This is a genomic window from Castellaniella sp. (assembly GCF_034007085.1).
In the GTDB taxonomy this organism is placed as follows: Bacteria; Pseudomonadota; Gammaproteobacteria; order Burkholderiales; family Burkholderiaceae_B; genus Castellaniella.
Genome location: NZ_JAVERO010000198.1, coordinates 1 through 3,125, shown reverse-complemented (window position 1 = coordinate 3,125; position 3,125 = coordinate 1). Strand labels below are relative to the sequence as shown.

The 3,125-nt window shown below is 66.4% G+C and carries 4 protein-coding genes; all 4 read right to left on the bottom strand.

The window, feature by feature from the left end:
• Positions 1–651 (bottom strand): DUF945 family protein (locus RBR29_RS11630; RefSeq protein ID WP_320349446.1); only part of this gene is annotated, 651 nt, incomplete at its 3' end.
• Positions 648–1,541, bottom strand: a complete 894-nt coding sequence (locus RBR29_RS11625) for an NAD(P)-dependent oxidoreductase (RefSeq protein ID WP_320349444.1) — start codon at positions 1,539–1,541, stop codon at positions 648–650. The genes RBR29_RS11630 and RBR29_RS11625, both read right to left, overlap by 4 nt.
• A 1-nt stretch (position 1,542) precedes the next feature.
• On the bottom strand, positions 1,543–2,529 hold the full coding sequence (gene ispH / locus RBR29_RS11620; protein ID WP_320349443.1) for a 4-hydroxy-3-methylbut-2-enyl diphosphate reductase: 987 nt from the start codon (positions 2,527–2,529) through the stop codon (positions 1,543–1,545).
• Positions 2,526–2,996 carry an FKBP-type peptidyl-prolyl cis-trans isomerase gene (locus RBR29_RS11615; protein WP_320349442.1) on the bottom strand — a complete coding sequence of 157 codons (471 nt, stop codon included), beginning with the start codon at positions 2,994–2,996 and terminating at the stop codon, positions 2,526–2,528. Before RBR29_RS11615 ends, ispH begins: the two co-directional genes overlap by 4 nt.
• Positions 2,997–3,125: the final 129 nt, after the last annotated feature.

Sequence of the window (3,125 nt, the reverse complement as noted above, 5' to 3'; positions counted from 1 at the left end):
CGCCCCATCGAAATCCAGGCCCTCGAAGCGCACCCGGACGCCGGAATCGGCATCGAACGCGGCCAGTCGATCGATGTGCCCGGACACCGCTGTCCGGCGCGCCTCGGGGGCGTAGTCGATTCGTACATCACCGCCGCTGAAATCCAGACGATCGTCGGCCAGCCGCACCGGCTCCAGGCGCCAGTGCGCCACGACTCCACCATCGAACCCGATCCTGGAACGCAGCGTCCAGGGTGCCGTACCAGCAGGCAACGCATCGAACCAGGGCTGCCACGAACCACCCGGCAAAGGCTCGATCCGGCTCCAGGCGGCCGCAGGTCGCCATTCACCCTGGCGCACTGCCGCCCAGGGCCAGGGGCCGTGCACCAGCGCGTCCTGCAGGCCCAGGGTCTGGTCCCGGCCGGCTTCGTCGCGGAACTGGAAACCGTAGCGGATGTCCGAGGCAAACACCCCACGCCGGTAGTCCTGGATCGTCAAGACGGGGCGCGGATCGGCGGACGCCCACTGCGCGGCAATTTCCTGATTGGCCCGCTCGACCCAGGCCTCGATCCGTTCCTGGGCCAGGCGCCCGGCATACCAGGAAGCCCCCGTGTAGGCGACCGCCAGGGCAGCCACCAGACCGGCGGCGGTCTTCAAAGAACGCGAACTCATCGGGATGTTTCTCCATCAGCACGCCTGGCGGCGCGGTCGTACAGCCGGATCAGCTGCGAAGCGTCTTCTGCCCCCAGGCCCTGGCGGCTGGCCAGACGATAGCTTTGTCCGGCTGCGGTAGCCACTGGCATGGCAGTGCCCTGGTCACGCGCCAAAGCGGCCACCGTATCCAGGTCCTTGAGCATGGTGTCCAGAGTGGCCTGGGCAGCGCCGGGGGCCTGGGTCATGCGCGGCACGAAAATCTGCAGCAATGTGGAATCGGCCCAGCCGCCGGCCAGCGCCTCGGCCAGGCGAGCGGCATCCACGCCGGCATCCTGCGCCAAAGCGACCGATTCGGCAATGGCGGCAATCGTGGCCGTGACGATGGTCTGGTTGCAGAGCTTGGCCACCTGGCCACAGCCCGTCGGCCCCATGTGGGTCACCCGGCTGGCATACGCCATCAGCAACGGCGCCGCCTGATCACAGACGTCGGCCGGCCCACCCACCATGATGGCCAGGGTGCCGGCCGCCGCGCCGCCCGTCCCGCCGGACACCGGCGCATCCAGCCAGACGGCGCCATTGGCCCGGACCAGGCGTTCGGAAAATTCTCGGGTCTCGGCTGGCGGAATGGAGGAATGGTCGATCAGCAATTCCAGCGAACCAGCCTGGGCCAGCCCATCCACACCAAACACCACATCGCGCACCGCCCCCGCGTCGAACAGGCACAGGGCGACCCAGGCACAGCGTTCGCCCAGCACGCGCGGCGTCGCGCAGACGTGGGCGCCCGCAGCTTGCAGATCCCGCAGCGGGCCGGGAGAACGGTTCCAGACGTGGACCTCATGGCCGGCCTGCAACAAACGCTTCGCCATGGGCACGCCCATGCGGCCCAGTCCACAGAAGCCGATTTTCATGTCATTCCACCCGCTTGCGCGACAGTTCGCGCGGCAGGGGGAAAGCCACCTGTTCACGCACGCCGTCCAAAGGACGCACGGACCGCGCGCCCAGGGCCTGCAGGCGCTCGATCACCTGGCGCACCAGGGCTTCGGGCGCAGAGGCGCCAGCCGTCACGCCAATCCGCTGAGCGTCGCGCAACCAGTCAGGGTCGATCATGTCGGGATGATCCAACAGATAGGCGGTCACGCCCTTGCGCTCGGCGACCTCGCGCAGGCGGTTGGAATTGGAACTGTTCGGGCTGCCGACCACCAGCACCAGATCACACTGCGGCGCCATGATGCGCACGGCGTCCTGCCGGTTCTGCGTGGCATAACAGATGTCGCTTTTCTTGGGTTCGGCAATGCCGGGAAAGCGCGCGCGCAAGGCATCGGCCACCTGGGCGGCATCATCGACGGACAAGGTCGTCTGGGTCACAAAGGCGAGACGGTCCGGGTGGCGCACCTGCAGGGCCTGGACATCCTCGACCGATTCGACCAGGTACATGCCGTCATCGGCCTGGCCCAGCGTGCCTTCGACTTCCGGGTGGCCCTTGTGGCCGATCATGATGACCTCGCGGCCTTCCTTGCGCATGCGAGCGACTTCGACGTGGACCTTGGTCACCAGCGGGCAGGTGGCGTCAAAAATGCGCAAGCCACGGCGTTCGGCCTCGTCACGTACGGCGCGGGAAACGCCATGGGCGGAAAAGATCACGATCGAGCCCGCAGGCGCGTCTTCCAGTTCGTCGATGAAAACCGCGCCCTTGGCGCGCAGATCCTCGACCACGTAGCGGTTATGCACGATCTCGTGACGCACGTAGATCGGCGCCCCGTGGATTTCCAGGGCACGCTCGACGATTTCGATGGCCCGGTCCACGCCAGCACAGAAACCGCGCGGCTGCGCCAGAACGATCTCGGCCCCCCGGACATCACTGACCGGTACAGCGGTAGTGGATCGGTGTTCGGTCACAGAACCCCCAGAATCTTGATTTCGACCTGCAGGTCGATGCCCGCAAGGGGATGGTTGAAGTCAAACAGGGCGGCATCATCGCGCAGTACCTTGAGTACGCCGGAATAACGGCCACCATTGGGCGCCACGAATTCAACCATGTCGCCAGCCTCGAATTCGGTGTCCGGCGGGGCATTGCGTGCCATTTCATCGCGCCCGACCCAGCGCAGCAGATCCGGGTTGCGTTCGCCATACGCCTGGGCTGCGGGCAGGTCTGCCGTGAAGTGTTCGCCTTCCGGGCGATCGAGCAGCAGGGACTCGATCCCCGGCGCCCACTGGCCGATGCCCATCTGCAGCGTGGCAGGCCGGTCCAGGAAGGTATCGACGAACACCGTACCGGCCCCGGGGCCCGTCAACAGTTCGATGCGGTAGTGCAGCGTGACATAAGAGTCCGGTCGGACATGCTGCGCGGCTTGGATTGAAGTCAAAATGCCACCGTGAAGGAATCGATGCAAACCCGTCCATTTTAGGGCCTAATCATGCCACAAGACACTCGCCTGGCCTGTTCCGAGCGCCCCCGGGAACGCCTGCTGCGCCATGGCGCCCAGGTGCTGACA